Source organism: Acetobacter sp. P5B1 (assembly GCF_018811985.1).
Taxonomy (GTDB): domain Bacteria; phylum Pseudomonadota; class Alphaproteobacteria; order Acetobacterales; family Acetobacteraceae; genus Acetobacter; species Acetobacter cerevisiae.
The window spans coordinates 99588-125851 of sequence record NZ_JACRVS010000007.1; the positions used below are offsets into that span (position 1 = coordinate 99588).

General features: G+C 59.8%; 25 protein-coding genes. 12 read left to right on the forward strand and 13 right to left on the reverse strand.

The features are described from left to right. Positions 1-10: 10 nt before the first annotated feature. Entirely contained in the window at positions 11-1567 is a 1557-nt protein-coding gene (gene hpnR / locus KP703_RS06280; RefSeq protein WP_062141462.1) for a hopanoid C-3 methylase HpnR, read from the reverse strand. A 437-nt stretch (positions 1568-2004) separates the two neighbouring features. Next, positions 2005-2427, reverse strand: a complete 423-nt coding sequence (gene ndk, locus KP703_RS06285) for a nucleoside-diphosphate kinase (protein WP_043553592.1) — start codon at positions 2425-2427, stop codon at positions 2005-2007. A gap of 133 nt (positions 2428-2560) precedes the next feature. Between ndk and KP703_RS06290 the strand changes: the two genes are divergently transcribed. After that, entirely contained in the window at positions 2561-4453 is a 1893-nt protein-coding gene (locus tag KP703_RS06290) for an ABC-F family ATP-binding cassette domain-containing protein (protein WP_215754164.1), read from the forward strand. Between the two features lie 6 nt (positions 4454-4459). On the opposite strand, the gene KP703_RS06295 is transcribed toward KP703_RS06290, so the two are convergent. Beyond that, on the reverse strand, positions 4460-5662 hold the full coding sequence (locus tag KP703_RS06295; protein WP_215754165.1) for an MFS transporter: 1203 nt from the start codon (positions 5660-5662) through the stop codon (positions 4460-4462). Between the two features lie 160 nt (positions 5663-5822). On the opposite strand from KP703_RS06295, the gene KP703_RS06300 reads away from it, so the two are divergent. The 5 genes from KP703_RS06300 (at position 5823) to KP703_RS06320 (ending at position 10360) form a co-directional block, all read left to right on the forward strand. Further along, positions 5823-6989 carry an AI-2E family transporter gene (locus tag KP703_RS06300; RefSeq protein WP_215754166.1) on the forward strand — a complete coding sequence of 389 codons (1167 nt, stop codon included), beginning with the start codon at positions 5823-5825 and terminating at the stop codon, positions 6987-6989. A 72-nt stretch (positions 6990-7061) separates the two neighbouring features. Further along, positions 7062-7739, forward strand: a complete 678-nt coding sequence (locus tag KP703_RS06305) for a response regulator transcription factor (protein WP_062250936.1) — start codon at positions 7062-7064, stop codon at positions 7737-7739. Continuing rightward, a complete protein-coding gene (locus KP703_RS06310; protein WP_215754167.1) occupies positions 7736-9208 on the forward strand; it encodes an ATP-binding protein in 1473 nt (490 codons plus the stop codon). The genes KP703_RS06305 and KP703_RS06310 overlap by 4 nt, the downstream gene beginning before the upstream one ends. An 84-nt stretch (positions 9209-9292) precedes the next feature. Then, positions 9293-9643 carry a hypothetical protein gene (locus tag KP703_RS06315; protein ID WP_215754168.1) on the forward strand — a complete coding sequence of 117 codons (351 nt, stop codon included), beginning with the start codon at positions 9293-9295 and terminating at the stop codon, positions 9641-9643. Continuing rightward, positions 9644-10360, forward strand: coding sequence for an SIMPL domain-containing protein (locus tag KP703_RS06320; protein ID WP_215754169.1), 717 nt, complete (start codon positions 9644-9646; stop codon positions 10358-10360). A gap of 136 nt (positions 10361-10496) precedes the next feature. On the opposite strand, the gene infC is transcribed toward KP703_RS06320, so the two are convergent. The 4 genes from infC to KP703_RS06340 all read right to left on the reverse strand — a co-directional run bounded on the left by infC (position 10497) and on the right by KP703_RS06340 (position 14968). Beyond that, positions 10497-11018 (reverse strand): translation initiation factor IF-3, encoded by a 522-nt coding sequence (infC, locus tag KP703_RS06325; RefSeq protein WP_043553587.1) that lies wholly within the window; start codon positions 11016-11018, stop codon positions 10497-10499. A 171-nt stretch (positions 11019-11189) separates the two neighbouring features. Continuing rightward, on the reverse strand, positions 11190-13121 hold the full coding sequence (gene thrS, locus KP703_RS06330; RefSeq protein WP_215754170.1) for a threonine--tRNA ligase: 1932 nt from the start codon (positions 13119-13121) through the stop codon (positions 11190-11192). A 45-nt stretch (positions 13122-13166) separates the two neighbouring features. Further along, the gene (locus tag KP703_RS06335; RefSeq protein WP_215754296.1) at positions 13167-14072 is read right to left on the reverse strand and encodes a glycosyltransferase family 9 protein; all 906 of its coding nucleotides are present in this window, start codon (positions 14070-14072) and stop codon (positions 13167-13169) included. A 14-nt stretch (positions 14073-14086) separates the two neighbouring features. After that, positions 14087-14968, reverse strand: coding sequence for a hypothetical protein (locus tag KP703_RS06340; RefSeq protein WP_252353880.1), 882 nt, complete (start codon positions 14966-14968; stop codon positions 14087-14089). A 107-nt stretch (positions 14969-15075) separates the two neighbouring features. Between KP703_RS06340 and KP703_RS06345 the strand changes: the two genes are divergently transcribed. The 5 genes from KP703_RS06345 to KP703_RS06365 all read left to right on the forward strand — a co-directional run bounded on the left by KP703_RS06345 (position 15076) and on the right by KP703_RS06365 (position 20184). Next, positions 15076-16287: a glycosyltransferase family 4 protein gene (locus KP703_RS06345; protein WP_215754171.1), complete on the forward strand. Its 1212-nt coding sequence runs from the start codon at positions 15076-15078 to the stop codon at positions 16285-16287. A gap of 57 nt (positions 16288-16344) precedes the next feature. After that, the gene (locus KP703_RS06350) at positions 16345-17166 is read left to right on the forward strand and encodes an NAD kinase (protein ID WP_215754298.1); all 822 of its coding nucleotides are present in this window, start codon (positions 16345-16347) and stop codon (positions 17164-17166) included. A gap of 134 nt (positions 17167-17300) precedes the next feature. Then, positions 17301-18116: an OmpA family protein gene (locus KP703_RS06355; RefSeq protein WP_215754172.1), complete on the forward strand. Its 816-nt coding sequence runs from the start codon at positions 17301-17303 to the stop codon at positions 18114-18116. Between the two features lie 32 nt (positions 18117-18148). Then, complete coding sequence (locus tag KP703_RS06360) at positions 18149-19201, forward strand: flagellar motor protein MotA (protein ID WP_215754173.1); 1053 nt, start codon at positions 18149-18151, stop codon at positions 19199-19201. A gap of 2 nt (positions 19202-19203) precedes the next feature. Further along, entirely contained in the window at positions 19204-20184 is a 981-nt protein-coding gene (locus KP703_RS06365; RefSeq protein ID WP_062141443.1) for a peptidoglycan -binding protein, read from the forward strand. Positions 20185-20215: 31 nt separating this feature from the next. Here KP703_RS06365 and KP703_RS06370 read toward each other — a convergent pair whose 3' ends face one another. The 6 genes from KP703_RS06370 to ispH form a co-directional block, all read right to left on the reverse strand. Then, entirely contained in the window at positions 20216-21688 is a 1473-nt protein-coding gene (locus tag KP703_RS06370) for a hypothetical protein (RefSeq protein WP_215754174.1), read from the reverse strand. 71 nt (positions 21689-21759) lie between these two features. Beyond that, the gene (locus KP703_RS06375; RefSeq protein WP_215754175.1) at positions 21760-22263 is read right to left on the reverse strand and encodes a peptide deformylase; all 504 of its coding nucleotides are present in this window, start codon (positions 22261-22263) and stop codon (positions 21760-21762) included. Positions 22264-22275: 12 nt separating this feature from the next. Further along, positions 22276-22842, reverse strand: coding sequence for an alpha/beta hydrolase (locus KP703_RS06380; protein ID WP_215754176.1), 567 nt, complete (start codon positions 22840-22842; stop codon positions 22276-22278). A 24-nt stretch (positions 22843-22866) separates the two neighbouring features. Continuing rightward, on the reverse strand, positions 22867-23379 hold the full coding sequence (gene rnhA / locus KP703_RS06385) for a ribonuclease HI (RefSeq protein WP_215754177.1): 513 nt from the start codon (positions 23377-23379) through the stop codon (positions 22867-22869). Continuing rightward, positions 23363-24337 (reverse strand): homoserine kinase, encoded by a 975-nt coding sequence (locus tag KP703_RS06390; protein ID WP_215754178.1) that lies wholly within the window; start codon positions 24335-24337, stop codon positions 23363-23365. Before KP703_RS06390 ends, rnhA begins: the two co-directional genes overlap by 17 nt. A 15-nt stretch (positions 24338-24352) precedes the next feature. Continuing rightward, the gene (gene ispH, locus KP703_RS06395) at positions 24353-25351 is read right to left on the reverse strand and encodes a 4-hydroxy-3-methylbut-2-enyl diphosphate reductase (protein WP_043553687.1); all 999 of its coding nucleotides are present in this window, start codon (positions 25349-25351) and stop codon (positions 24353-24355) included. A 240-nt stretch (positions 25352-25591) separates the two neighbouring features. On the opposite strand from ispH, the gene KP703_RS06400 reads away from it, so the two are divergent. Beyond that, on the forward strand, positions 25592-26182 hold the full coding sequence (locus tag KP703_RS06400) for a hypothetical protein (protein WP_062250949.1): 591 nt from the start codon (positions 25592-25594) through the stop codon (positions 26180-26182). Positions 26183-26264: the final 82 nt, after the last annotated feature.

Here is a 26264-nt window from a genome sequence, read left to right on the forward strand (position 1 = left end):
CTATCAGCTATCAGCTATCAGCGGCGCAGGCATCCTCAGTCATGCGGGTCTTATCAACAAACTGCTCTGTTGCATCATCCAGCGCACGCGTCTTGCGGCCACCAGGACCATGCACATACAGGTCTTTCCGGTCCACGGAATCCACCACATCCGGTTGAATGGGCATCAGATAGCGGGCCTTGCGCATATGGTCGGCCAGCTGAAGTTTGGGGTTGAAGACGGAATTAAACTTCCACAGCATTTTCAGGAAGTTTGTCTGCCCCTTCAGCAGCAGGCGGCCTGCAATCCCGGCCGTATCTTTCAGTGCTTCCCAGCCCATATGTTTGGTGTTGAGCACCTGCTGGGTCTTCACCAGTTCTTCATAAAATTCCGGCAACGGCAGCTTGGTGGGCAGCACCGCATGCTGAATATCAAACAGGCGGTAATCGCGCGTCGTCAGGCGACGCGCTTCCTTATGCCAGATTTCCGTGCCCGGATAGGGCGTCGTGACGGAAATATTGACGATTTCCGGAATTTCCAGACACCACTGCCGCACAGCCTCAAAACGACCGCGATCCCAGTCCGGGTCGGCAATAATGTTAATGGCGACAATCAGCCCCAGAGAACGGGCGTAATCCAGCGCTTCAAAGTTCTTGTCCAGCGAGACACGCTTACGGAACTGCTTCAGCCCTTCCTCATCCACCGCTTCCATACCGATGAAGATGTAGGAGAGGCCGATCTCACTCCAGACCTTGAACACTTCCTTGTTGCGCAGCAGCACGTCGGCCCGCGTTTCCAGATAGTATTCTTTCTTGATGCCGCGCTTCTTGATTTCATTGGCAATGGCCATGCCGTGCTCTTCGTGCACAAAGGCCACATCATCCACAATGAAGATGCCGGGCTCCTTGATCTCCTCCAGTTCGTCCGCAATCACGGTCGGGCTGGCGGTACGGTAGGAGCGACCATAGAATGTCCATGCGGAGCAGAAGGTACAATCCCACGGGCAGCCACGCGCAAACTCAATAGAAGCTGCCGGGTCCAGCGTGCCGATAAAATACTTGTTGCGATGCCGCAGCAGGTCACGTGCCGGGCGGATATCGTTGAGCGATTCCACAAACACGGGTGACGGGCCTTCCCCCGTCATGGTGACAACACCGGGGACGGTCAGCAGATCTTTCCCATCTTCCAGCGCGCGCAGCAGCAGACCGATGGAGGCATCGCCCTCCCCTTTGAGAATGCAGTTCACAGCCCCTTCGGACAGAGCCAGCACATCCCGCGCAATGAAGGAGACGGAATGCCCGCCAATAAACTGGAAAATATCGGGGTAGCGTACCCGTGTGGCGCGGCACAGATCGATAATTTCCGGTACATTGGCCAGATAGTTGCCGGAGAAGCAGACAACATCAGGCTTAAAGCTTTCCAGAAGCTCCCAGTAATCCTTATGGGTTTCAACCTGCAGATCAATAATCTGCACGTCATGCCCGGCATCTCGCGCAGCGCCTGCCACCAGCTCCAGCCCGAGCGGCTCCAGCCGGAGAAAAACCTTGGTATACATGAGGGCGCTGGGATGAACCGCCAGGACTTTCATGACATTCCTTTCCTATACGGGCGGCCACAGAAAGGCATGGCCTCTACCGGTTTGTCAGAATTTTTGAGTGTCGGATCATAAAGGATCAGCCGTCCACAACCTTGGTGCTGACACCCCACCACCCATGCGTGGAACAGATGTCTTCAGGCACGTTTCTAGGCAGGAAATAACCCATAACTCTTTGTTATAGAATTATTTTTTCATCATTTCAGTTTCCGTTTAACCCCTCTTTTCGGGCTATCCGGTCTACTCATAACTTTTATGTGCTTTACGCAGGTGTCATCTTTCGGGCGGACTCATACGCCCCGTACACATCTGGCCCGTCCAGTTCCCAGAACGCTGTAACGCGTAGCGGGTTCCGGTCCGGGCCAGAGTGTCTCATGCCAGCGCGCTCATGCCCTCAGGCAAAAAGCGCGCTCCTTACATGAAAGACCTTCTCAGGGAAGGATTTCGGTTTCCGCGAAGAAGAAGCGGATTTCATTGGCAGCGTTCTCGGCACTGTCGGAACCGTGCACGGAGTTGGCTTCAATGCTTTCAGCAAACTGAGCACGAATGGTGTGTGCTTCAGCTTTCTTCGGGTCCGTGGCACCCATGACGTCGCGGTTCTTGGCAACGGCGTTTTCGCCTTCCAGAACCTGCAGAACGACCGGGCCGGAGATCATGAAGGACACCAGATCGTTGTAGAACGGGCGTTCTTTATGCACAGCGTAGAACGCACCGGCCTGAGCCGGGGTCAGCTGCACGCGCTTCTGCGCCACAATCTTCAGGCCAGCGTCTTCAAACACGGCATTGATCTTGCCGGTCAGGTTACGACGGGTGGCGTCGGGTTTGATGATGGAAAGAGTACGTTCTGTCGCCATGTGCGGTCTCCTCATTCATAATCGGGCCGCACAATAACGCGGCCTTTCAGCCTGCTCCTCTAGAGCATATTCGCGCAGGCTGGTAGGTACTTCGCCTGATCAAAATAAGATTCCAGCCAGAACGAGACCCCCGTTGAGCCTTCTTGTCATTTCCGACCTTACACTCCGCATTGCTGGCCGTACCCTTCTGGACCATGCAGACCTCTCCATAGAACCGGGCCGCAAGGTGGGGCTTGTGGGGCGGAACGGGGCCGGAAAGTCCACCCTGCTGGCAGCCATTGCGGGGGATCTTGCGCCCGATGGCGGGGAGATCCGCCTCTCCTCCCGCGCCCGCATGGCGCGTGTAAAGCAGGAAGCCCCGGCCGACGGGGCCTCGCTGCTGGACACGGTTCTGGCGGGCGATACCGAACGCACCGCCCTTTTGACCGAGGCCGACACCGCCACAGATCCCGTGCGCATTGCGGAAATTCATGAGCGTCTGCGCGCCATTCAGGCCGATAGTGCTCCGGCCCGCGCGGGCTCAGTGCTGGCGGGACTTGGCTTTAGTGCGGAAGCCCAGCGCCGTCCGGTGTCTGACTTTTCCGGCGGCTGGCGGATGCGTGTCTCTCTCGCCACCGCCCTGTTTCTAGAGCCTGACCTGCTGCTGCTGGATGAGCCGACCAACCATCTGGATCTGGAAGCGACTCTCTGGCTGGAAGGCTGGCTGACCCGTTTTTCCGGTGCGGCCCTGATTGTCAGCCATGATCGCGGGCTGCTGGATTCGTGTGTCGATGCCATTGCCCATCTGGACAAGGGAAAGCTCAGCCTGACCCCCGGCGGCTATGAGAATTTTGTCCGAATCCGCACGGAGCAGGCGTTGCAGCAGGCCCGCGCTGCCGAGCGAATCGCCGCCCAGCGCGCCCATATGCAGTCCTTTGTGGACCGCTTCCGGGCCAAAGCCACCAAGGCACGACAAGCGCAGGCCCGCGTGAAGGCTCTGGAAAAGCTGCCGGTGATTGAAAGCGTGGTGGAAGACACCCCCACCCGCTTCGCCTTCCCGGAGCCGGAACAGCTAGCCCCGCCCATGTTCACGGCCAACCGGGTCACCATTGGGTATGGCACCACGCCCATTCTCTCCAACCTGTCCTTCCGGCTGGATATGGAAGACCGGATTGCCTTGCTGGGCGCGAACGGGAACGGGAAATCCACCCTCGCCAAGCTGATTGCCGGGCGTCTGGAACCCATGTCCGGCTCGGTTGAGCGCAACTCACGGTTGAAAATCGGCTATTTCGCCCAGCATCAGGCGGAAGAACTGGTGCTGCACCAAACCCCGATTGACCACATGGAACGCGCGCTTCCCAAAGCCCTCCCGCCTGTGGTCCGGGCGCAACTGGCGCGGTTTGGTCTGGATGCGGACCGGGCGGAAACCCCGGTCAAAGATCTCTCCGGGGGTGAAAAGGCTCGCCTGCTGCTGGCCCTTGCCACGCGTGATGCCCCGCAACTGCTGATTCTGGATGAACCGACCAACCATCTGGATCTGGATGCGCGTGATGCGCTGGTTCGCGCCCTCTCAGAGTTTGAAGGCGCCGTGCTCCTCATCAGTCATGATCCGCATCTGGTGGAGATGGTGGCCGATCGGCTCTGGCTTGTCGCAGACGGCAAGGTGACGCCGTTTGACGGTGATATGGCGGATTATCGCCGCTGGCTGATTGAGCAAAACCGTGCGTCCAACCGCAGTTCCAAGCAGGACACCTCCGCACAGGCCAGCCGCAAGGATGACCGGCGGGAACGCGCTGAAGCCCGCAAGGCTCAGGCTCCCCTCCGCAAGATCATTCGGGATGCCGAAGCCAAACTGGCTAAGCTGGCGACAGAACGCGCGAAAATTGAAACCACTCTGGCTGACCCTGCTCTTTATGCAGACGGCAAGGCCGATGAGGTCACGCGCCTGAACACGCGCCTCGCCGCCATTGGTAAGGAACAGGCGGACCTGGAAGAACGCTGGCTGGAAGCCGAAGCGGAAATCGAAAGTGCCGCTGCGGAAGACTAAGCCCCTTTAGCCCGCTCTGGCAGCTTCTTTCCCTGAGTCCCGCTTCTCACTCCAAAGAGAGAGCAGGAACAGGACAAGGCCGATGCAGGAGAGGATCATTCCGGCCCAGCCGGTTGCTGCGTCCCCGTAGCCCGCCACCAGCACAAGGCCGCCAAGCCAGGCCCCCAGGGCATTGGCCATATTAAAAGCCGCGTGATTCATGGAGGCCGCCAGTGTCTGGGCGTCTGCCGCCACATCCATAAGGCGCATCTGCATGGCAGGAGACAGCGCAATCCCACCGCCGAGCATAAAGACGGCAAGGGCTGTCAGCGGAATATTGGACGCCACCAGAGCAAACAGGCCCAGAGCCGCCGCATTCCAGATAAACGCGCCAATGGTGGCCCATTTCAGGTTCTTATCCATGACAATGCCGCCAACCCATGCACCAACAAACATGCCCATCCCCCACAGGGACTGGAACAGCGGCACGGCCCAGATCGGCACATGCGTCACCTGCTGCAAGGTCAGAGAAAAATAGGTGTAGACGCAGAACATCCCGCCACAGCCCACAGCCACCGTGCCAATAACAAACCATACCTGCTTGCGGGTAAAGGCTGCCAGCTCACCCAGAGCTGAACGGGCGCGGTTGGGTGAGTCATAGGGCACAAAAAGCTGAATCATGACGCAGCAGATCGCGCTGATCAGCCCGATAAGCAGATAAGACAGTCGCCAGCCAAAATAGGTACCCGCGTAACTGGCAAAAGGCGCGCCGAGGATATTGGCAATGGTCATGCCCGCAAAAACACGCCCGACAGCCCGGCCGCGATAGCCACGATCCACAAGTCCCGCTGCAACCAGAGCCGACACCCCCATAAAGGAGCCATGCGGCAGGCCAGTAATAAAACGGGCAATCTCCAGCATGTGCAGAGACGTCGCACAGGTGCTCAGGCAGTTTGTCACAGCAAACCACGCCATCAGCACAACCATCAGGGAGCGGCGTGAAAAGCTGGCCCCCACCACAGACACCAGAGGTGCCCCAACCACAACACCCAAGGCGTAAGCGGAAATCGCCCCACCCGCCTGTGGCACGGTAACATGAAGACTGTCCGCCATCTGGGGCAAAAGCCCCATCGCTGCGAACTCGCCCGTTCCGATTGCAAATGTCCCCACCGCAAAAGCGAGAATGGCTTTTGAGGCCGCCTGAAGGCCTCCGTCGTTCCCGCCTGACATCTTTACCCTAACTCCCTAACGTCCAAATGTTTTTGAATAGTCTCAATAGGAACATTTTATTACAGAACAGACAAAAATATGTACTGTCCCCTGTTCTCTGTCACCAAAATCCAGATCAGCCGTTACATAGTCCTTCCTAATCCTGAAAGACCTGCCTTCCATGACGTCCGCTTCTGCCTCTCCCCCTGATTGTAACACTCCCCCGGCGCAGACTGAGGGCGATCAGGGTTCAGCCCAGCCGCCCGCCTGCCCCCTCACCGACGACAATACGGATAACAGCACCGGCTGGCTGGGCAGCATTACCCATATTCTGCGCCTTACGCTGGGACTGGCCGTTATCGGGCTGATGGTGTGGCTGCTGGGTGACGTGCTGACCATTCTGTTTGCGGCCACCCTGTTTGCGGTTGTGCTGCATGGTCTGTCCAAAATTCTGGTCAAGCACCTACGCCTGCCCTATGGCTGGTCCCTCACAGCGGTTGTCGCCGCTCTGATCGCAGCGGTTGCGTTGCTGATCTGGGGCAGTGGTCCCGCAATTGTCAGCGAGGCCGCCAAACTGCAGGACGCCCTGCGCCAGCAGGAAGCCTCTCTGCGCGCAACCTTGCAGACCAGCCCCACCGGCCAGATGATCCTGAACTATCTGCCAGCCTCCCTCGGCGGCAATCAGGGTGGTAACGGCAGCAGCCTTGCTTCGCTCGGGTCGCGCATTGCAGGCTCCATGACGGGCATTCTCGGCTCAGCCTTTGGCGCGGCAGGTACGATTGTGGTGATCCTGATTGCCGGGCTGTATTTCGCCATGGACCCCGGCCTGTACGCCAACGGCGCGCTCCGGCTGGTGCCTGTGGCTCAGCGCCCCAGAGCCCGTACGCTGATGCTCCACGCCAGCCAGACCCTGTGGGCCTGGGTGGCCGGACAGTCTCTGGACATGCTGGTGGTGGGTGTTCTCTCCGGCGTTGGCCTCTGGTTTATCGGCGTGCCGCTGGCTCTGGCGCTGGGTGTACTGGCGGGGCTGTGTAACTTTATCCCCTATATTGGCGCGATCATGGGTGCTGTGCCTGCCCTGCTTCTGGCTTTGTCCCTGGGCACGCGGGAAACCATCATGGTGGCCGTGCTTTACAGCGTCATCCAGTTTTTTGAAGGGAACGTGCTGGCTCCCGTCATTCAGCGCCATGCCGTGCAGATGCCGCCTGCCATCACCGTGCTGTCCCAGACCCTCTTTGGCGCCATTCTGGGCTTCCCCGGCCTGATTTTCGCCTCTCCTCTGACCGCAGCCCTCCTCTCCATTTTCGACGGATTGACGCCACCTCTCTCAGATGACGAACGCGTATAAAAACTCCGTCGTGACAAACCGGTAGGAACACCGTAAGAATTTGGTAATCACTTCCGGAGTCTGGGTCCCGAAATGCGCATTCTTCTTGTTGAAGACGACCAAACAGTCAGAACTTTCATTGCTAAAGGCCTGTCCGAATCCGGGCATCTTGTTGAACAGGCTGAAAACGGCAAGGATGGTTTGTCACTCGCCACCAACGAGAATTTCGACATCATCATTCTCGACAGGATGCTTCCTGGCGGGGTGGACGGCATTCATATTCTCGAAACGCTCCGGCGGCAGGGCAACGTAACCCCTGTCCTGCTGCTGTCTGCTCTGGCGGAAGTAGACGAGAAGGTTGCCGGCCTGAAAGCCGGTGGGGATGACTACGTCACCAAGCCTTTCTCCTTCAGTGAACTGCAGGCGCGTCTTGAAGCCCTTGTCCGGCGCAACCGGAACGAGGCCCAGCCGCAGACCCGCCTGATGGTCGGGGATCTGGAAATTGATCTGCTTGCCCGTGGCGTCAAACGCGCTGGCCAGAAGATTGACCTCCAGCCACGGGAATTCAGGCTGCTGGAATTCCTGATGCGCCATGCCGGGCAGGTCGTGACCCGCACCATGCTGCTTGAAGGCGTGTGGGATTATCATTTTGACCCTCAGACCAATGTAATCGACGTGCACGTCTCACGCCTGCGTCAGAAAATTGATAAGCCCTTTGGCCGTCCGCTGGTCCACACCATCCGGAACGCGGGGTATATGCTGCAGGAATGAGCAAGCCCGCTACCATTGCGTCCAGCCGCCCACACTCAGGCTTTTTACGCCTGCGTTCGGTCAGCTTACGGTTTGCACTGGTTTACGGTACGCTTTTTGTCTGCTCTGCCGTGCTGTTTCTCTCTTTTATATGGTGGGGAACAGTTGGCCTGCTTGAACACCGGGTTGAGCAGGCCATCACGACCGATTCCCGCGCTCTGATGAATATCTGGGCAGAAGGCGGCCCCACTGGCTTGAGCATGATTATTGATGACAGGCTGGAACAGGACATTGATGACAATGCCCTGTATCTGCTTGTCAATAAAGATAACAAATGGGTCGCAGGCAATCTGGCGGAATGGCCGCGGCAGATTACCAGCAACGATCACTGGTTCACCATGCCAGTCCAGCGCTCCTATACGCAGGATATGGCCAAGGTCCGGGCGTATGCCCTGCCCGATGGCTACCACCTGTTGATAGGCCGGGATATCAGCGGCCGTACGCTGCTGCGCAAGATGCTGACCGACACGCTCCTCTGGGCGTGCATCATGGTCACTCTGCTGGCAATTGGCGGGGGCTGGCTGATCCGCCGCCTGTTCCGCCACGTCATCCACTCCATCAGCCGCACCACGCAGGCCATTACGCATGGCGATATGTCACGCCGCATGCCGGTGCAGGGCTCGGATGATGAGCTGGATGAAATCGCCATCACCATTAACGAAATGCTGGAACGCATCAGCCGCCTGATGGATGGGGTGCGTCAGGTTTCCAACGCTATTGCGCATGATCTGCGTACGCCCATTACCCGCGCCCGGACGCAGCTGGAAGATGCGGCGCTGCATGCAAAAAATGAGGATGAACTCCGGGCCGCTATTGAACAGGCTGTTGGCAATCTGGACAATGTCACCTCCATTTGTCAGGCCCTGCTACGTATTGCCCAGATTGAATCCGGCGCGCGCCGCTCTGCTTTTGTCCTGTTTGATCTCACCCCGGCCCTTCAGGACGTGTGCGAACTATATGAAGCTGTGGCGGAAGACCACGGGCTGACCTTTGTGCAGCACCTGCCAGACCATCTGCCCTTTTTTGGGGACCGCGCCATGTTCCAGCAGGCTGTGGCCAATCTGCTGGATAATGCCGTTAAATTTTCCCCACCTCATGGCACCATCGCCCTTTCAGCTGAAGTCCACTCCACAGCGCGGCGCTCAGACGGCAGCCGAGGCAAGCTGCTCAGCCTGAGTGTGGCGGATGAAGGTATTGGAATGAGTGAGGCCGATATGGCCCGCGCCTCTGAACGGTTCTTCCGGGCGGAGCAGGCCAGAAACACCCCCGGCTCCGGCCTTGGCCTGTCACTGGTGCAGGCTATTGTGCAACTGCATGACGGGAAGTTAGAGCTGGCGTCCAACGCGCCTGGACTCATCACCCGCATTGAAATTCCGTTGCCGGATGCGGAAACTGTCCCGCCCGCACAGCCCATTCCCGCCAACCATTAATTCCTTCAGGTTTGGCATAAATAAACCATTACAAGCGCCTATTTGCCTTGAAAAAGACATTAGTCCTCTTAAAAATTCTTATGAATGAGACGTTCTCTGCCTCTCGCCCTGGTGCTGACGTTAGGGAGTATCGAGACCACAGCCATTTCCACCCGGCTTTCAGCACAAGCGGTTCTCCCCCCATCACCCCCGGTTGAGGGGCGACGGATCATGCCTGCGCTGCCCTCACCCAAACCTGTGGTGATTACCTCGGACAGTGTTGCCTTTTGCTTGCGGCTGTCTCGTGTCATTGAGAGTTATAATAACGGTGCGTTGCCACGCAGGGTCAGTCAGTTGCGGGAAGAAGGGACAGACCTTTGCCGTCAGGGACTGGTCCGCTCCGGGCTTATCCGCCTGCGGCGCGCCCTCGTCAGTCTGAAAAGGACAACGCCTTAAATGCGCCTCCCCTCTCGCCTCACCAGCCTTAGCGCTCTGGCCCTCGCTCTGACCGCTATTACCCCGGCGCTTGCTCTGGCTCAGAACAAGCCGGAAGACAGCTATACCCGTCTGGAAATCAGCGGTTCCGGCTCTGTCAAGGCGGCTCCTGACCAGCTCATTGCCCGCTTCCGCGCGGAAAGCCGCGATAAAACAGCCGCCGCTGCCCAGAAAGCCGTAAATACTCTGGTGCATCATGCTGTTGAGCAATCTGCCAAAACAGCCGGGGTCAAAGCCGCTGTGCTGCAATATTCCGTCTCAGAAAATCGGCCAGACAAAGCCCCGGCATCCTGGACCGCCTCGCAGGCACTCACCTTTACTGCGCCCGATGGCTCCGGTCTGCTGCCGCTCACGGGTGATCTTCAGGGTGAAGGACTGATGCTGGAAGATCTTTCCTGGTCTCTTTCGCCGGAGAACCAGAAGAAACTGATGCTGGACGCTGAGAAAAATGCTGTCGAGGATCTGAAAAAACAAGCCGACACGCTGGCAGCCTCTCTTGGGCTGCATGTGGTGCGCTTTGCCACTGTCTCCATGTCCAGCGGCGGATTCCCGCGCCCTGTCATGATGATGGCCATGGCGGCCCGTGGGCCTGCAGACAGCGCCCCGCCACCGTCCAGCACGGCAGAAGTTCAGACTGTACGGGCCACTGCCAACGCCACGGTGCTGCTGGCACCGTAACGCTGAGGCGTGGGCATCGAACCTGCGCGGGCATGTCGTCCCAATAAAAAAAGCGCCTGTGCGAGGATAACCCGCACAGGCGCTTTTTTGTGTCTGGTAAGGATGCAGGACGATGCCCTGCAACCCCAATCAGAGCTTAACGGGGTGCGAGCACCATGATCATCTGCCGGTTTTCAAGGCGCGGCATCTGCTCAACTTTAGCCTGCTCATCCATCTCGGTCCGGATACGCTCCAGAACCTTGATGCCCAGTTCCTGATGCGCCATTTCACGGCCACGGAAACGCAGGGTGACTTTCACCTTGTCGCCATCACCCAGGAAGCTTTTCACAGAACGCATTTTAACCTGGTAGTCATTTTCGTCGATATTCGGACGAACCTTGACTTCCTTGATCTCAATGACCTTCTGCTTTTTCCGGGCTTCGTTGCGCTTTTTCTGCTGCTCGTACTTGAACTTGCCGTAGTCAAGAATCTTGGCAACGGGCGGTTCTGCGTTCGGGCTAATCTCAAGAAGATCAAGTCCGACGCCATACGCGCGAGCCAGTGCATCGCGGGTCGACATGACACCCGCCATCTCGCCTTCTTCGTCAATCAGACGAACCTGCGGTACGCGGATCTCTTCGTTAACACGTGGTCCCTCGCGGGTGGGCGGCGCGGGAATAGGGGGTCTGGCTATGGTCAGCTCCTGTCATGGATAAAAAAACTAAACAGAAGCACCTCCCGGTGCCTCCGCTTACAGTGTTATTATGTGCGCAATTCTTAGCCGTTTATCAAGCATATCCGGCCAGAAAACAGACTCATTCCAGCCCTGCCAAAAACAAGGAGCCGAGTCTCACGCTTTTTTGCGCAGATCTGGCGGCGTTGCTTCCTTGGCAATGCGGGTCACAACCTCATCAAACCCAAAGGTTTCCTGATCTTTGCCACCGAGCCGGCGCATGGCCACGGTCCGCTCTTCCGCTTCCCGACGGCCGACCACCAGAATAATCGGCACGCGGGCCACGCTATGCTCACGAATCTTGGAATTGATCTTGTCATTCCGCACGTCGGCTTCCGCAGCCAGACCGGCCGCACGCAGGGCAGCAGCCACTTCTTCCGCATAAGGTCCGGCATCACTGACAATAGACGCCACCACGACCTGCACCGGAGCGAGCCAGAGCGGGAAGCGGCCTGCATGCTGCTCGATCAGGATCCCAAGGAAGCGCTCAAAGGAGCCGAGAATAGCGCGATGCAACATGACGGGGCGATGACGGGCAGAATCTTCGCCAATATAGCTGGCATCGAGTCGTTCCGGCAGCACAAGGTCAACCTGCAGGGTGCCGCACTGCCAGTCACGCCCAATGGCGTCACGCAGCACGAACTCCAGCTTCGGACCATAGAACGCGCCCTCACCCGGATTATACTCATACGTCACACCGGCCACTTCACACGCTTCCTTCAGCGCGCTTTCAGCCTTGTCCCATGTTTCATCGCTGCCCGCCCGCTGTTCCGGCCGGTCTGCAAATTTCACACGGACATGCTCAAAGCCCAGATCCTTGTAGACTTCATGCAGCATGCGCACGAACTGCACGGTCTCATCGGCAATCTGGTCTTCCGTGCAGAAGATATGCGCATCATCCTGCGTAAAGCCACGCACGCGCATCAGACCATGCAGCGCACCAGACGGCTCATACCGGTGGCACGCGCCGAACTCGGCCATACGGATCGGCAGTTCACGGTAGGACCGCAGACCGTGGCGGAAAATCTGCACATGGCAGGGGCAGTTCATGGGCTTGAGGGCGAGGGTCTTATCCTCATCCTCAACAGTCGCCACAAACATGTGGTGGCGATATTTGTCCCAGTGGCCAGACGCTTCCCACAGTCCACGGTCCAGAAGCTGCGGCGTGCGCACCTCCTGATACCCGCCACGGGTCTGCGCCCGGCGCATATAGTCCTGCAGCGCGCAATACAGACGCCAGCCTTTATGGTGCCAGAAGATCTGCCCCACAGCTTCTTCCTGAAAATGGAACAGGTCCATTTCCCGGCCAATACGGCGATGATCGCGGCGTTCGGCTTCTTCCAGCTGGTGCAGGTGGGCGTCCAGTTCCTTCTGGTCGCGCCAGGCCGTGCCGTAAATACGGGTCAGCATGGGGTTGCGATGGTCACCGCGCCAGTAAGCGCCAGCCACCTTCATCAGTTTGAAAGCCGTGCCGACATCCTTGGTGTTGCGCAGATGCGGGCCACGGCACAGATCCAGCCATTCACCCTGACGGTAGATGGAAATATCCTCATCTTCCGGCAGATCACGGATCAGCTCGGCTTTGAAGCGCTCACCTTTTTCTTCAAAGAAGGCGATGGCTTTATCCCGCGGCCAGACTTCCCGCACGAACGGCTCGGCATTGGCCACAATTTCCTTCATCCGCGCTTCAATGGCAGCGAAGTCTTCCGGCGAGAACGGCTCGTTACGATAGAAGTCGTAATAAAAGCCGTTTTCAATGGACGGCCCGATGGTGACCTGCGTGCCGGGGAAGAGAGACTGCACAGCTTCGGCCAGCACATGGGCGGCGTCGTGCCGGATCATCTCCAGAGACTCCGGGTCCTTCCGGGTAATGAAGCGGACGGCAGCATCCTCGGCCACAGAGCGACCAATATCCTGCAGCGCGCCATTGACCTCCATGGCCAGTGCCGCTTTGGCCAGCCCCGGCCCGATGGCTTCGGCAATGGCCGTGCCCGTGACCGGCCCGTCAAAACTGCGAACGGATCCGTCAGGCAAGGTGATGGCAGGCATGGAAGAACTCCGGAGATCAAATGGTTGTAAAGGCTTTTAATGGCGTCAGGAGAGCGCGGCTGCAACCCTGTTGACGGAAAGTGTCGCCAGATCCCGCGCAGAAAGCACACAAACCTGCCCCGGCACGCGCCCGAGGGGGGCTGTGAGGGCGGGATTACTGTCCGCAGAAAACAAGACCACGCTCGGGCAGCCCATGATAGCGGCCAGATGCATCGGCCCGGTATCATTCCCCACAGCAACCTGCGCCCGGGCCGCCAGACCGGCCAGTTCCGGCAGAGTGGTCCGGCCGGTCAGATCCAGCGCCTGCGGGCAGACCTGCCTGATCGCCTCCGCCAGGGGTTTATCGGCCCCGCTCCCCACAACAACAGGGCGCAGTCCCCGGCTTTCAAACCGGGTTGCCAGTTCTGCATACCGGCGCACAAGCCAGCGCTTGGCCGGGCGATGGGGGGACGCTCCGGGCACAATCAGGCCATAGGGTGCATTGAAGTGCGGCCCCAGCCCTGCCAGCCATGAAACATCCGGCAGAGGTACATCCGTAATCCCTGCCCCCAGCAACTGATCGCGCTGGCGGGCGCGGGTGTGCATGTCATTCCGCCGGGGATTGGCGTGCACCAAGGGAGAGCGCCCTACATGCCCGCACCACATCTTCGGGCATCCGGCCAGCACATAATAGCGGGCCGTGCGGCTGGAGGTCTGAAGGTCATACATCCGGTCATAACCGCGCAGCTGTTGCCGCAACGCCAGCAAGGCCGGAAGGTTGCCCCATGAAGGACGCTGATCGACCTTAACCGCATCAAACCACGGGGAAAGACGGGCGAGTTCCACAAAGGGTGAGGTCGTCAGTAAGGTTATCTGTGCTGTGGGGTGTGCTGCCCGGATAGCCTGAAACGGCCCGAAGCTCTGCACAAAATCCCCCAGCGCACCGAGCCGGATGACCAGAATACGGCGCAAACTCTGGGGTTGTGTCACGGCGAATCCGGGTCAGCGGCCAGAACGGCCAGATCCTGCCGGGCCAGATCGGCCTCATGGCTGTCAGGGGAGAGGTCCAGCACATGCTGCCAGTCCGCCTGTGCGCCGGTGGCATCCCCTACCTGCTCCCGAATAATCCCGCGCTCCAGCAAAGCCGCAGCATCGTCCGGCATCCGCTGCAAGGCCAGCGTAATATGCTGGGTGGCTTTATCCAGTTGCCCGAGCCGCCGCTCTGCTGAAGCCAGCAGCACAAACGCCTCGGTGGGAGCTTCTGCGCCCCGCGCAACCAGCGCGGTCAGATCCGTCACCACAGCCCCGGTATTGCCCTGCTCAAGCAGGGCGCGCGCTTTGGCAAGCCGCAAATTCGTATCCCCGGGGCGAATGGACAGGCCATAATCGACGATATTCAGCGCGCCGGGCGGATTACCGGCAGAAAGCCAGGCTTCTGCGGCTTCTTCCGCCATCACAGACCGCAGGCTGGCAGAGCTTTCCGGGCCGGAGGGCGGCGCTTTGCGCACCAGATCATCCAGCTCCTGCGCAGCGTCCAGTTCATCGCCCAGTTCCAGCAGGGCCAGAGCATGGCAATGCCGGGCTTCCCTGTCCCCGCCGTGCTTCATCCAGTCCTGTGCGTAGTCCCGCGCGCCGAAGGGGTCTTCTTCCACCATGCTCATGCACTCGGCCAGAGCCCATGTCTGCGGCGCTTCTTTGCCCCCGTGGCCAGTGCTCGTTCCCGTCCCCGCCTGCCCGACTGCGGGATGAGGGCGGATGGTGGCCGCGCTGGCCGGAACACCGGCCAGCAACAGGCCTACTCCGAGTGTCGCAGCAAATGGTGCGCAGCGCGCCGGAACAGACCGGGCAGAGAAGGACAAGTGCGTCATCTCTCTTTCCATAGCGCGGATACAGGCCGGGTGGTCAAGTCGGGCCAGAAATGCGGATGTTCGCGGAAGAGTGTCTGTTGCCAGAAAACCATGCTAACAGCCCTAATATGACGATACCGCCACATTCCCCCGTCATCCTGCAAATTCTTCCCGCTCTGGAACAGGGCGGCGTCGAACGGGGCACGCTGGAAATGGCAGATGCCATCACGCAGGCAGGCGGCACTGCTCTGGTGATGAGCGCTGGCGGCAGGCTGGTCCCTTCGCTGGAACGGCTGGGGGCGCAACACCACACCCTGCCCCGCTGTGGGAGCAAAAACCCGCTCTCCATTCTGCGCAACGCCGGCACGCTGGCGCGCTTTATCCGGCAGAATAATGTGGCCCTCGTCCATGCCCGCTCGCGCGCCCCGGCATGGGTGGCACGTCTGGCCTGCAACCGCACCGGCACCCCTTTTGTCACCACATGGCATGGGGTACATGCCAACAATTTCCCCGGCAAAAAGCGCTATAACGCTGTTCTGGCATCTGGCGACCGGGTGATTGCCATCAGCCAGCATATCGGCCAGCGGCTGGCGCAGGAGTATCACGTCGGGCCGGACCGCCTGCGGGTCATTCCGCGTGGCGCTGACATCACTCAGTTCAGCCCGGATGCTGTCAGCGGGCAGCGCGTACACCGGCTGGCTGAAAGCTGGGACGTGCCCGCAGGCGTTCCGGTTATCCTCATGCCCGGCCGCCTGACAGAGTGGAAAGGCCAGCGTTTCCTGCTGGATGCTCTGGCACGCGTGAAGAAGACTGCCCCCATGACGCCCTGGGTCTGCGTGTTTGCGGGATCCTGTCCGCCCGGCCATGCCTATGGGGAAGCCCTTGTTGCCCATGCCCGCACGCTGGGCCTGACGGAACAGGTCCGGTTTGCCGGGCATTGTCAGGATATGCCGGCTGCCATGGCACTGGCCGCGCTGGTGATTATTCCTTCCCTCCGGCCAGAACCGTTTGGGCGCGTTGTGGTAGAAGCACAGGCCATGTCTCGCCCCGTAATCGTCACAGCCCATGGCGCGGCGCTGGAAACGGTCCAGCATGGCCTCACCGGCCTGAGCGTTCCCCCCGGTGATGTGCAGGCGCTAGCCGAGGCTATTGCCAGTATCCTGCACGCCCCGCCTGAGGCTCTCCACGCCATGGGAGAGGCCGCGCGCGCCACCGTGCTGGCTCACTACACGACCCACGCCATGCAGCAGGCAACCCTGAGCGTTTATGATGAGTTGCTGGGCACCAGCCTCCATAAAAATGAGGCCGCCCCCTTTCAGGACCAGTGCGTTGCAGGATAAGGGATGCGGCCTGCCCGCCCGCTTTTTCCGACACCGGCCCGCTATGGGGTGCCTGCCATGACCAGCTCTCCACTTCCCTCCGCCTCCCCGTCACCCGTGCTGACCAAAGTGCCGGAACGCATTGCCTTTATGGCCGCTCCGACCGAAGTCGCCAGACACGAGTTTGACCGCCTGACTCACCAGTATGGCAACTGCCATCCGGGAGAAGCTGATGTAGTTGTCTGCCTTGGAGGCGACGGCTTCATGCTGGAAACGCTGCGCGTGGTGCTGGAGCAAAATCTCACCGTGCCGGTTTACGGGATGAACTGCGGCTCCGTCGGGTTCCTGATGAACCCGATGCTGGAAGACAATCTGCCCAAACGCCTGACCACCACCCAGGCCGCCACCCTGCACCCGCTGCGCATGACGGCCCGCACCATGCGGGGGGACACGCATGAGGCTCTGGCCCTGAATGATGTCTTCCTGTTCCGCCAGACCCGTCAGGCCGCCAAAATCCGGGTGGATGTAGATGGGATGGTGCGCATGCCGGAGCTGATCTGCGATGGCGCATTGCTAGCCACCCCGGCAGGCTCTACCGCCTATAATCTGTCCGCCCATGGGCCAATTGTCCCGCTTTCGGGCAATCTGCTGCCGCTGACCCCCATCTGTCCGTTCCGCCCCCGGCGCTGGCGCGGCGCACTTCTGCCTTCTACGGCACAGGTGGGCTTTACCATTCTGGAAGCTGAAAAACGCCCGGTCGCGGCGGTGGCTGATTCGATTGAAATCCGCGATGTGGTCTCCGTGCATATTCATGAGGACCGCAATCTGGCCGTAACGGTGCTGTTTGACCCCGGCCAAACCCTGTCCGAACGCATTACCGCAGAGCAGTTTTCCGCCTGATGCCCTACATTCGCCCCGTTAGGCGCATAAAAGATCACTCTGAAGGGTGTTCTGCCATTTCACCCCGCCCCTCTTCTGGTTTAGTCTTGTCCGCAATGCACAACTCTCATCTCCGACCGCGCCGTCTGACAGGATTGTGCGCCCTCCTCCTGCTGCCGACCTCGCTCGCGCATGCGCAGGTTGTCACCAATACGCAGGCGCTGGATGAACTGGCGAGCAAGCACCCCGCCCCGGCTCATACCGCCCCGCATCCGGCTGCGCACAAGACAGCCCCCACACCCAAACGGGTTGCACCGAAGCCGGTCACACAACCACCGCTGACGCACCCCGTCACGCCCGCTCCCGCAACCTCAGGAACACCTGCGGCTGCCACGCAGAATGCGCCTGCCGCTACTACGGCTGCACCGCAAACCACACCAACTCCTGCTGCCAGCACCACAGCACCCGCAGGCAATGCCAAGCCGGCAACGCCCGCCCATCCACCTGTTCCGGCAACCATTCCGCTTGCACCGCCGCCGGTGCCCCAACTCACGCCGGCTCCGCCCGATGTGGAACTCCACCCGTTCCCCATGCCGGCACAGCCTGCCATTGACGAAAAAGCCATCGGCACTGTGTCCACCATTCCGGGAGGCGTTCAGGTTACCTTTGCCGCCGGGGCCGCTACGCTGAACCCCGAAACACATCAGGCTCTACTGGGTTTTGCGCAGTCGCTGGCTGACAAGCCGCATGTGCGCGCCCTGATTGATGCCTACAGCTCCGGCGCTGTGGATGATCCGTCCCTGCCCCGCCGCATGTCCCTCTCTCGCGGGCTGGCGGCACGCAGCGTGCTGATGAATAGCGGCATTCCCTCCACCCGCATTTATCTGCGCGTGATCGGCCTGCCCAAAACCCCCGCCGATCATGGTGGGCAGGATTATATCGATATTTACCAGTCAGACGCTGTACCCTGACGCCCTTCCTCTTCTAACCGGACCGGAACCAGATGACGCGCCCCACACAGTATCTTTTCAGAATGATCGGGTTTCTCGTGTGTGTGGCGCTCGTCGCTGCAACATTGTGGCGGCCACTGCGGGATGCCTTCTTCAGCAACCCGCTGCTTGATGGTCTGATTCTGGGGATTCTGGCCATCGGTATTCTGTGGAATGTCGTGATGGTCCGCCGCCTGTTGCCGGAAGTAGGCTGGGTGGACGCCATTCGTCAGTCCCGCACCGGTCTGGCTGCCCTGCCTCCGCCGCGTATGCTGGCCCCGCTGGCCACGGCCCTTGGCACCCGCCCGGACCAGCGCGGCAACCCTGCCGCCCTTTCCACCCCCGCCATGCAGGCCGTGCTGGATTCCATCTCCGGCCGACTGGATGAAGGGCGGGAAGTCTCCCGTTATCTTACGGGCCTGCTGATTTTTCTGGGTCTGCTGGGCACCTTCTACGGCCTGCTGCTGACTGTCGCCGCCATTGCGGACGTCATTGGCAACATGTCCGTCGGTGGTGGCGATCTGGACGCCATGTTCGGGCAGCTCAAAACCGGTCTGGCCAAGCCGCTGCATGGCATGAGCACGGCATTTTCCGGTTCTCTCTTCGGTCTGGCCAGTGCGCTGGTTCTGGGCTTTCTGGATCTGACCGCCGGACAGGCGCAAAACCGCTTCTTTAATGAGCTGGAAGAATGGCTGGCGGAACAGACCCGCTTTGGCGCGCCCTCCGGCTCTGGCGTGGAAAGCACAACCTCCGTCCCAGCCTATATTCAGGCCCTGCTGGAACAAACGGCGGAAAATCTGGAATCCCTGCAAAATCTGGTCCGCACCAGCGAGGCCCGGCGTGAGCGGGAAAGCGCTGTGCTGAGCAAGCTCTCCGACCGGCTGGAATCCACCGCAGGCCAGACAGAGGCTCTGCATAATATCGAACGCCTGCTGCAAACGCTGGTGCAGAACAATGAGGAAGGCCGCACCCGTATGACGACGGATCTGCGGAATGATCTGCGTCTGCTGGCCCGCACTATTGCTGCGACAGCCGAGACTGCGCCCTCCGACCGGAAAGCACCCTGAGCATGGCCCGCCGCCGCAGAAAGCTGCACGCCGGACTGGATGCGTGGCCCGGCTACGTGGATGCGCTTTCCACGTTGCTGATGGTCGTTATTTTTGTGCTGCTGGTGTTTGTCATGGGCCAGACCCTGCTCTCCGCAGCGCTAAACCGGCGTGAGCATGTGCTGGAAAAACTGGAAGGCCAGACGGCAGAACTCTCCCGCCAGCTTGATACGGAACACGCCCGCAACCATGCGCTGGAAGACAGCGTGACCGGCCTGCAAGCCCAGCATACCCATGATACGGAAGCCCTCTCGGCCCAGACCGCCGAGGCCGAAACCGCGCGCAATGCCGCACAGGCCGCCAGTGCCCTGAGCGTTGCCGACCAGACGCGGGTCACGCAGCTGAATGATGAACTGACAGACCTGAACGCCCGTCTGGCTGCTCTGGCGCAGGCGCTCGATGTCTCGCAGAAAACCGTGCAGAACAAGGACGCCACCATTGGCGATCTTTCTGCAAAACTGAATACCGCTCTGGCAGACAAAGTCGGCCAGCTCAGCCGCTACCGCTCCGAATTTTTTGGCCGCCTGCGGGACATCCTGCACAACCAGAAGGGCGTGCATGTGGTGGGCGACCGCTTTGTGTTCCAGAGCGAAGTGCTGTTCCCGGTGGGGAGTGCTGAGCTTTCTAAGGAAGGCCAGTCAGAAATCCATACGCTGGCCCAGACCCTTAAAAGCGTGACCAGCCATATCCCTGCCGATATTCCATGGATTTTGCGCGTGGATGGTCACGCAGACCGGCAGCCTATTCACACCGCCTTCCCCAGTAACTGGGAACTCTCCAGCGCCCGCGCCATTACGGTGGTTAAGCTGCTGGTCGCGGAAGGGATCAACCCGCACCATCTGGCCGCAACCGGCTTTGCCGACTATCAGCCGCTGGATACGGAAAGCAATGCTGCCGCCTACGCCCGCAACCGCCGGATTGAATTCCGTCTGACGGACCGCTGAGAACATTCCCTGCCGGGAGGCTTTGTGTCCCTTAACCCGGCAGTGTGAGGGTCTTGTCCCACACCAGCAGGATATGCCCATCCACTGGCTCAACCATGCGGGCCGAGCCGAAGCGTATCTGTGCCTGAGCAGCCTGCGCGGGGGTATCGCACAGAACAAAATTGCCGCCCTGCGTGTACCAGTCCCGTTTTGACAGGTAATGAAACGGCTTGATTTCGGCGCCAAATTCCACCGGCGCAATGCGCACCTGATTGGGTAGACTGTTACTCGCGGCACTCCAGTAGGACGCAAAACCCTGCGTCAGACCAAGACGGGCTAATTCCATATTGATGAGGAAGTTCCGATTTGTCTGCCAGATGTGCAAGGTTGGCGCAGGCACACTCAGCACCGCATAAACTGCCGCTCCTGCCAGCCCCATTGCCCGGCCAGCCGCAGGCAGAACCGTATGCCGTGCCAGCAGGAGCGCCATCATCACATATGGGAACACCAGATAGCGGGTGGAGGCATCATCAATCGCCAGCTGGCTGAACGTAAACGCCCCGACCATAATGCCGATGCACAGCAACGCGGCATAATCAAACAGATCCAGCTGCCGCGTTTTACTCCGCGCAACGCGCACAACACCCCACAGCGCCAGCAGCAACACGGTCAGATGGAGCAGTTCTTTCCCTGCGCCGTGCAGGGAAAACTCTTTTTCAAAAAAATACGCCCCGAAGAAGTGCAGAACCCCGGAAACCAGCACGGAGAGATTATACCAAACCCGCGCCTGCCCGGCGAAAGACATGGTCCACAATCCCGGCACATGAAAAGCGCCGTTATGTGCCAGCACGGCTTTCAGCACATGCGCCAGCCCCAGAGACGCCAGCATGCACAGCACCAGCCGCCCGTATTCCAGCCGGCGCTTTTGCACGCTCAGCAGAGCAGAAGCCCCCAGAACGGGGAGAACAAAGCAATATTTTACAATGTCATCACTGGCGAGGCACAGGACCAGTAGTGCGACAAAAAGCCCCCACACCGCCGGTTTCTCCTGCCTGATCTGCGCAAAAATCAGCAACCAGCAGACCAGAACCCCCACATAGGCACCCATATGGATGCAGGGGATCAGCATCACCTGCACACCAAAGGCCGTGGGGGCTGCAACCAGAGCCAGCCACCACCATGCCCCAGCCGGAGCCATGATCCGACAGAGCCGGAAAGCCAGCAGCACCATGGCGGCCAACAGCATGGCCGGCACCAGATAGTAAAAAGACAGATGCCAGCCTGCCAGACCCGCCAGTACAACGTATGGAAGCGTTTCTGTTGCATAGTAGGATTCAGCGGAAAGGTCCCAGCCATGCAGCAGACCATTCCCATGCAGAATGTCCTGCGCCTCCAGCACAGCGGAGGCACTGTCTGAATTAAGCGGCAGGGTGGCCGCCAGAGACATGTAAAAGCCGGACAGCACGACAAAAGCCTGCAGATAGCCAAGGCTCTTCTTGCTGATCTGTTTGAATAGTACAGACACTCTTGCTCTCTCAAACACTGGCTTTCCCCCAAACGCAGGGGCAATTTTTTCAAGCTTTAACCGCCAGCACTTTACCGCTGGAGGCGCTGCAATTTCTCATAGCGGGCAATCACACGCTTACGCCGCAAGCCGGACAACCGCTGGATCCAGAAAATCCCGTTCAGCTGATCAATCTCATGCTGGTGGCAGGCCGCCCGCAGGCCCTCCGCCTCCTCCACATGGGTCACGCCATCCAGATCCTGATACTGCACCCGCACTTTGGCGGCCCGCTCGATCAGATCCGTCACACCGGGCATGGAGACGCTGCCCTCTTCCTGCCGGACCGTTTCTTCCGACAGCCAGATGATGTCCGGGTTCACATAAATCTGGGGCTGCGGAGCATCGGGGAGTTCCAGCACCACCACACGCTGCGCCACGCCAATATGCGGGCCGGTCATGCCAATACCCGGTGCGGCCCGCATGCTGTCGAGAATATCCTGCGCCAGAGCGGACAGACCATCATCAAAAAGCGTCACAGGAGCGGCTACCTGCCGCAAACGCTGGTCCGGAAAGCGGACAATCGGGCAAATTGTCATAGCGAAGAGTTGTCAGACATGCGTCAGGAGATCAAGCAGTTGAGGAAACAGTTCGTGCCCCTCACGCCCCAGAAAATGCCCACCACCCGGCACTTCCAGCGTTGTGGTATGCAGAGACGCGGCAAGAGCCTGAGACAGGCGCGGGTCCACGATCTGATCATTGTCAGAAAAGACAGACGCCCGAAACGCACTCCGGCGCTGCAAGTCCTCATAATCCAGAGGGGTGTCCGTAAAGGCGTCCAGTTCTGGCAGCGTCTGAAGATGTTTGTCGAACCCGGAAACCAGAACATAACCTCCCACCGTCTCCCCTTTGGGGCGGGACATCAGATGACGCAGGAGGGTCACGCACCCAAGGCTGTGGCCAATCAAAACCGTCTGGTTGTTCAGGTGCGGCAGAAGCGTATGCAGAGCCTCGGCCCAGGCTTCAGGCTCCGGGGCCTGAGACGCTGGCAGAGCGGGCACAGAGACCGTAGCTCCGCGCTGTTCTAACTGCTTTTTAAGCCATGGGAACCAGTGCGCCTCAGGATTGGCCATATAGCCATGAACAATCACATACTGTCTTGAGGACAAATCAGGCATCTTCTGCTCCGGCCAGCGCGACGCTCAGCTCGCGGTTTTCATGGCCTCTTCGACGGTTTTCCGGGCTTCGGTAGCGAGTTCATCCACGCGCTCATTTTCCGGTACGCCGGAATGGCCCTTCACCCAATGCCATGAGACATCATGCTGTTTGGCCGCATCCAGCAAACGCCGCCACAAATCCATATTGGCAACCGGGTCACCCGAGGCATTCCGCCAGTTGCGCCGCACCCAGCCCGAATGCCAGCGCGTAATACCGTTGCGCACATATTCGCTGTCCGTATGCAGCCGCACTGTGCAAGGGCGCTTGAGGGCTTCCAGCGCTTCCGCCGCCGCCGTCAGTTCCATACGGTTATTGGTGGTGGCTTCTTCCCCACCGGAAAGCTCACGCTCTACACCTTTAAAGCGCAGCAGCACCCCCCAGCCACCGGGGCCGGGGTTGGGGCGGCATCCGCCATCTGTCCAGACTTCCACAACCTGCGGAGAAGGCTGCTCCGCCAACTGCTCGGCAGGGGCGCTCATTTCAGAATCCGTAGCCATCAACCGTCTCCGTTGCCAGATGGAAGCGCAGGCGCTTGAGGTAATCCAGCGGGTCTTTAGGGGTTACCAGCGCATCTGCCGGCGTGTTGATCCAGTCATACAGCCGCGTCAGCAGGAAGCGCATGGCCGCACCCCGGGCCAGAACCGGCAGCGCCTGCCGTTCTGCGGCACTCAGCGGGCGCACAGACTCATAGCCCTGCACCAACTGGCGGCCGAATGTGACGTTGAATGACCCATCGCCTTCAAAACACCAGGCATTGAGGCAGATGGCGATGTCATAGGCCAGAAAATCCGTGCAGGCGAAATAGAAATCAATCAGCCCGGAAACGGTTTTACGCAGGAAGAAAACATTATCGGGGAACAGATCCGCATGGATCTGCCCATGAGGGAGCGCAGGATTTGCACCCTGCCCCGGCCAGTACGGCAGAATATGCGTAAAGGCGGCGTCCAGTTCCGCCAGCAGACCCGGATGCACTGCCTCCGCTCCCGCCCGGCAAGAATCCAGCAGCGGCTGCCATGCATCCGGCCCCAGAGCGTTGGGGCGCACAGGTGTATAGCTCCGCCCGGCTTCATGCAGCTGAGCCAGCGCCTGCCCAAGCGGACGGCAATGCTCCTGCCGGATTTTACGCGGCCAGACACCGGGGAGAAACGTTGTAATGGCCGCAGGCCGCCCTGCGAGGGTGCCGAGCGTCTGCCCGGCTGTGCTGGCCACGGGCTGCGGGCAGGAGACACCCTGCCCCGCCAGATGCTGCATCAGACCCAGAAACCACGGGAGTTCCTGCGCATTCACCCGCTTTTCATACAGCGTGAGGATAAAATCCCCCTGCGTGGTGCGCAGCTGAAAATTGCTGTTTTCCACACCCTCGGCAATGCCGCGAAACGCCACCAGATTCCCAATGGCGTAATCGCTCAGAAAAGCCTCAAGGGCTTCATCGCTCACATCTGTATAAACGGCCATCCTTCTGCGCTGCCCTCAGCCCAGAGGAGCAGGCAGGCGGAAGATCACGCTTTCTTCCTTCACCGTGCGCTCATCAATGCACAGGGTGTAACGCTTGGCCATTTCGGCCACCATTTCCTGCACCAGTGCTTCCGGAGCAGAGGCACCCGCCGTAATGCCCAGCGTGTTCACGCCTTCCAGTACGGACCAGTCCAGCGCATCCAGACGCTGCACCAGCAGAGCGCGCGGTGCGCCGGAGCGCTCGGCCACTTCCCGCAGACGCTGGGAATTGGAGGAGTTGGGGGAGCCGATCACAATCACCAGATCGCATTCCGGCGCAATGGCCTTCACTGCTTCCTGACGGTTGGTAGTGGCGTAGCAAATATCCTCGCGCTTCGGCCCTTCAATCAACGGGAAGCGTTCGCGCAGGATGTCCACGATCTCAGCCGTATCATCTACGGAGAGCGTGGTCTGCGTGATAAAGGCCAGACGGGAGGGGTCAGCCGGCTGCACGGTACGGGCTTCTTCCGCATCGTTAATCAGCGTAACCGCACCGACGGGCAGCTGGCCCATGGTCCCCACCACTTCCGGATGCCCGGCATGGCCGATCATCAGGATATGGCGGCTTTCCGGCCCACCGCCGGCAAAATGACGCTCGGCCTCACGGTGCACTTTGGACACCAGCGGGCAGGTTGCATCCAGATACAGCAGGTTGCGGCGTTCCGCCTCAGCCGGGACCGTTTTGGGCACACCATGGGCAGAGAATACGACGTGGCCATCAGGCGGAACCTCATCCAGTTCCTCGACAAAAATGGCACCCTGCGCTTCCAGAGCTTCCACCACCGTACGGTTGTGGACAATTTCATGACGCACATAAACAGGTGCGCCGTAGCGACGGATGGCTTCTTCCACCACGCGGATTGCGCGGTCTACCCCGGCGCAGAACCCACGCGGACCAGCGAGAAGAACCTTAAGAGACTTGCCATGCGGGGCCTGTGCGGGCTCCTGTGTGGCGGCGGGAGTTTGATCGGGCATGGTGTTCCCCAAACTTGCGGCGGACGGTATAGAAAAAACAGCTATAAGAAGCATAAGTAAGGTAGGCTATGCCCGAAACCCTGAGCAGGTCGCGGTCACCGTGGCCATGGCCTACGCAAAGCGAGGTGGTGATGCAACCCGTTTTCCGGCATTGTGGCCAGCACAACCCTGCTTGATGTCTATGTTTTGCTCGTTTTTTATCTGTTCAACCCCCTCTAACCGATAATTCCGGATTTGCACATGTCCCAAGACCTTTCTCATCCACGCCGCCTGCTGCCCCGCTTTGCGGTGTCAGGTCTTGCGGCTCTTGGCCTGCTGACCACCCTTGGTGGCTGCGGGGATGAGGAAAATGCCTCCATTGCCTTTGCCCCCTCCTGCCCGCTCACACATATTCCGCCGGAAGCTGCGGATTACTATCTGTATGACGGTAAGACCGCGACCTTCCCGCATCTGATCACGCGGGCGAGCATCCTGAAATTACAGGGGGATTGTCTGGGCGCCGGGCCGAAGGATCTGAAAACCCGAATCGCTTTGCGTTTTGTAGTCAGCCACGGGCCGGCCGCCGCTGGCAGCACCGTCACGCTGCCCTGGTTTATTGCCGTGCTGCATGGGGACCGGATTGTGAACAAGCATGTGTTCAAACACACGTTCCAGTTCCCAGCCAACCTCTCCAGCATTACCAGCGACAGCAAGGTCGTGACGGTCGATCTGCCCATCCCGCCCAAGAACATAGACTCGGATTACCGGTTTGAAGTGGGCTTCCAGCTCACCAAAGAGCAGCTGGACTATAACGAAAAACATCTGAAAAAAGTTGACTATCAGGCTTACTAAAACCTGAGATAGCTGCCAGCCTGTCTAACACGTGCGCCGGTGCGGATGGCTGCCAGCCTGCCCTGCTGTCCCTCCAAGGGTA